Source organism: Williamsia sp. Y844 (assembly GCF_056786475.1).
The window spans coordinates 627,378-631,196 of sequence record NZ_JBXCJB010000001.1 but is presented as its reverse complement, the minus strand read 5'-3'; the positions used below and the strand labels follow the sequence as shown (position 1 = coordinate 631,196).

Genomic DNA, 3,819 nt, shown 5'->3' with positions numbered 1-3,819 from the left:
TGGTCGATCCGATGGGCGTGGGTGGCGGAGCAAGTCAGAGCGGGGTCTTCTACACCAGATCCGGCTAACAACAGGATCCGACAGAACGACAAACAGGCGACATCACTCTCGGTGCATCCGGAGTGGAAGGGAGTATCAACATGACCAACCCATTCGACGACGAGGACGGCCGTTTCTTCGTGCTCGTCAATGACGAGAATCAGCACTCGCTGTGGCCGACCTTCGCCGAGATCCCGGCGGGCTGGAACAAGGTTTTCGGCGAAGATTCACGGGCTGCCTGCCTCGAATACGTCGAGCAGAACTGGACCGACCTGCGGCCGAAGAGCCTGATCGACGCGATGAACGCGGACCAGGCGAACAAGGACTGACAACGCGCACGAGGGGGACCGTCCGACGGACGGTCCCCCTCGTCGGTGTGTCCGGACCGGGTTGTGACATCAACCCCGCGCCGCGGCCGCCCGGCGGTAGGACAGAAGTGCCGGATAGGCGAAGACCACCAGTATGCCGACGGCCCAGATGAGGGTCTTGATGAGATTTTCTGCCACCGGACCGCCGATGGCCAACGCCCGCATCGTTTCTATCGCGCATGTCATCGGTTGGTTCTGGACCAATGGCTGCAGCACTTCCGGGTAGGCCTCGACCGGCGAGAACCCCGAATTGAAGAACATCAGCAGACTGGTGCACAGCGACATGATGGGCACCAGGGGAGCGTTTGACGCCGACATCGCCACTGTGAGAACGATGGTCGAGTACGCCGCACCGTAGAGAAGTGCCACTGCGAAGATCCCGACGGCCGAAAGCAGCCCTTCGTCGAAACGCCAGCCGATGAGCATTCCGGCCGTCGTGATCACGAGCGTACCGACGAGGATCCGCAGCATCTCCACGGTGATCCGCGACGTCAGGTCGGCCCCGCGGTGGACCGGCATGACGTACAGGCGCGTCAGCAAGCCGGTTCGGCGTTCACTGATCAAGCGGGTCCCGACTGCCAGCGAACCGAACATCGCCCCGACGAGCACCACCAGTGGAACAGTGCCGTATGCACTGTTCTCCCCGGTCGCACCGCCGACCGCATCACCGAGCACCACCTTGAACATGACCATGCTCAGCAACGGGAACAGCAGACTCTGAATCAGGGTCAGCCGGTCCCGGGTGACAACTCGGAGCTGTCGTCCGGTGAGGATTTTCGAATGCGTGAGATAGGCGCGAAACCCTCGCTCGTCGGTGGTCCGGGCGGCGGGGAATCGTGTCGCGGCCGTCGTGGACCTCCCGCTGAGCGCGGCCGCTTGTTCCGTCGCGGCTTGTTCCGCCGCGATCTGTGCCGCCGCGATCTGCCCGAGATCCAGCCGGACCGTGGGCGCCTGCTGCATCGCCGGGGTCAGTTCCACCGGGTCCAGGGAGTCCCGGTCGGTGATCCGGGTCATTGGGCGCCCGGTCTGTTCGGGTGCCTGCGGGTATCTCACGGCCGAATGTTCGGAGGTCCATTCGGCTGCCGCGGCCCCGGGGGAAAGCAGGGTCCACGGACCGACGAGGGTCTGATGGGAGCCGGACTGGCCGGCATCGGCCCGGTCTTGTTCCTCCTGGGAAAAGCGTGTGGTGGGCTGATCGCCGGTGCGGACGCGGCGCGGCGAGGGACTCGATCCGCCGGTATCGCTGCGCCACCAGTGCTGTTGGGGGGCGCCGTCGTCTCCTCTGTGCCTGCTCATCGTCGGCTGCTCCGGATCGTCACGAGGGCACCGGCGGCCAGACCCGCCGCGGTGATGCCTGCCGCCCAGCAGATGGACGGCAGCGCCAGTTCCCAGGACACATCGCCCGCGTCGAATCCACGCATCAGTTCGGTGAACTGTGAGATCGGCTGATTGCGCGCAAACGGCTGGATCCATTCGGGAAAGCGCTCTTCGGGCACGAAACCGGTCGAGAGCATTCCGAGGATCAACTGGGGGAGGGCCAGGGCCTGGCTGGTGGCCGCGGGGTTCTTCGAGACGGCGCCGATCGTATCGGCGCCGAAGGCGAGAATCACGCCGACGACCATCGCGACCCCGATGAACCCGATGAAATCGAGGAGCCCGGCGGTGGGCCTCCAGCCGATCACCAGACCCGAGATGATCGCCCACACCAGTGAGATCACCAACAGCACGACGTTCGAGGCCAATCGGGCCAACGGCGGGACAAAGGTGTTCACCGGCATACTGCGTAACCGGTTGGTCAGCCCCGTACTGCCGTCGTTCGCCGCACGCATCGCGGCCGACGTCGCGACGAAGCCCACCGACTGCAGGCAGATGACGGGCATGAGGAACTGCGCGTAATCCATTCCGGGATAACCATCCATGATGGTCCGCAGCGGAATGTAGAAGCAGAGCGTCAGCAGCACGGGTGCGGTGATGGACAGGAAGAACTCGCCCTGTCGCTTCATACCGATGATGGAACGTTGGGTCAGGGCCAGCCACTGACGGCCGGGTCTGACCGAGGGGCGGCGACCGCCTGCGGAAATCGCCACCCGCGTGGCGTCGGTCACTGTCATGCGTGCTCCGCGCCGTCGGCCGGGCCTTCCGTCAGCTTGAGGAACACGTCGTCCAGTGACGGTCGCCGCAAGCCCACATCGGTGAGTTCTATGCCGGCCAAATCGGTGAGACGTACGACATCGACCAGAGTCTGCGTCGAACGCACCGCAGGCATGGTCAGCGAGTTGCGGTTCAGATCGATCCGTATCTCGTCCGCAGGAACGAGTTCGGTCAGCAACGCCTTGATCCGGGCGAGGTCGTCCGGGTTGCTCGTGACAACTTCACAGAACGTCCCACTGACCTGTTCCTTGAGTTCTGCCGCGGTGCCCTCGGCGATGACGCGGCCCTTGTCGATCACCACGATCCGGTCGCTGAGGAGGTCTGCCTCTTCCAGGTATTGAGTTGTCAGCAATGTGGTGATCCCCAGGTCTCGCAGCGAGGTCACGATGTTCCAGACATCCTGGCGGCTACGCGGATCGAGTCCGGTCGTGGGCTCGTCGAGGAAGACGACCTCGGGCCGCACCACCAAACCGCACGCGATGTCGATTCTGCGGCGCATGCCGCCGGAGAATTTTCCGACGCGTCGCGACGCGGCATCGACGAGATCGAAGGCATCGAGGAGCTCGGCAGCGCGCTGCGCCGCCTCGGTTTTGCTCAGGCCCATCAACTTGCCGAACAACACCAGGTTCTCGCGGCCGGTCAAGGACTCGTCCAGAGCCGCGAACTGGCCCGTCAGCATGATCGAGGCGCGAACGGCGGCCCGGTCCCGGACGACGTCGTAGCCGGCGATGCGCGCAGTGCCCTCGTCCGGTGTGAGCAAGGTGGCAAGCATGTTGACCGTCGTCGTTTTCCCGGCACCGTTGGGACCCAGTAGGCCGAGCACGGTGCCGGTTGGCACCTCGAAGCTGACTCCGTCGACGGCCGTGAAGTCGCCGAAACGCTTCACCAGCCCGTCGGCAACCACGCCGTGCGTATGCGCAGCGACCGACACGTCGAACTCACCTGACCGGCTCGTTCGGGCACCACCACTGTGCTTAGCTTGCATTTCGATCCCGTCGTCATCTTGGTCACGCGGCGACGCGATCGCCCTTACCTGACGTCATCGAACGTATCGCAGAATCCAGCAGTAACACCAAGTGGTCATCCGGCGATAACCCTCCCCAGAAAAGGAAAAATTCCGTTTTGCTTGGTAATAGCCTTCAAATGCATAGTTTAGCGACGGCGTTATGGGGGAATATCCCAGGGGTGCAGGCGGAATGTCGTGTGATAGGTGCAGTTTGATTAGCAGGTCGCGGAAAGGGGTGGGCGTTGTGGTGACACA

4 protein-coding genes are annotated in these 3,819 nt (G+C 63.8%); 1 reads left to right on the top strand and 3 read right to left on the bottom strand.

The window, feature by feature from the left end; translation table 11 throughout:
- Nucleotides 1–140: 140 nt before the first annotated feature.
- Nucleotides 141–368 carry an MbtH family protein gene (locus tag AC1TQG_RS02935; RefSeq protein ID WP_482135440.1) on the top strand — a complete coding sequence of 76 codons (228 nt, stop codon included), beginning with the start codon at nucleotides 141–143 and terminating at the stop codon, nucleotides 366–368.
- Nucleotides 369–437: 69 nt separating this feature from the next.
- Here AC1TQG_RS02935 and AC1TQG_RS02930 read toward each other — a convergent pair whose 3' ends face one another.
- Genes AC1TQG_RS02930 through AC1TQG_RS02920 form a run of 3 tightly spaced genes read right to left on the bottom strand, consistent with a single transcriptional unit; the run spans nucleotide 438 to nucleotide 3,489 of the window.
- Nucleotides 438–1,703: an ABC transporter permease gene (locus AC1TQG_RS02930; RefSeq protein WP_482135439.1), complete on the bottom strand. Its 1,266-nt coding sequence runs from the start codon at nucleotides 1,701–1,703 to the stop codon at nucleotides 438–440.
- The gene (locus tag AC1TQG_RS02925) at nucleotides 1,700–2,518 is read right to left on the bottom strand and encodes an ABC transporter permease (RefSeq protein WP_482135438.1); all 819 of its coding nucleotides are present in this window, start codon (nucleotides 2,516–2,518) and stop codon (nucleotides 1,700–1,702) included. The genes AC1TQG_RS02930 and AC1TQG_RS02925 overlap by 4 nt, the downstream gene beginning before the upstream one ends.
- Entirely contained in the window at nucleotides 2,515–3,489 is a 975-nt protein-coding gene (locus AC1TQG_RS02920; RefSeq protein WP_482135437.1) for an ATP-binding cassette domain-containing protein, read from the bottom strand. Before AC1TQG_RS02920 ends, AC1TQG_RS02925 begins: the two co-directional genes overlap by 4 nt.
- Nucleotides 3,490–3,819: the final 330 nt, after the last annotated feature.

What these genes read in the sequence shown, in the direction of transcription:
- AC1TQG_RS02935 (WP_482135440.1), top strand. Translation starts at nt 141, where the DNA reads ATGACCAACCCATTCGACGACGAGGACGGCCGTTTCTTCGTGCTCGTC.
- AC1TQG_RS02930 (WP_482135439.1), bottom strand. Translation starts at nt 1,703, where the DNA reads ATGAGCAGGCACAGAGGAGACGACGGCGCCCCCCAACAGCACTGGTGG.
- AC1TQG_RS02925 (WP_482135438.1), bottom strand. Translation starts at nt 2,518, where the DNA reads ATGACAGTGACCGACGCCACGCGGGTGGCGATTTCCGCAGGCGGTCGC.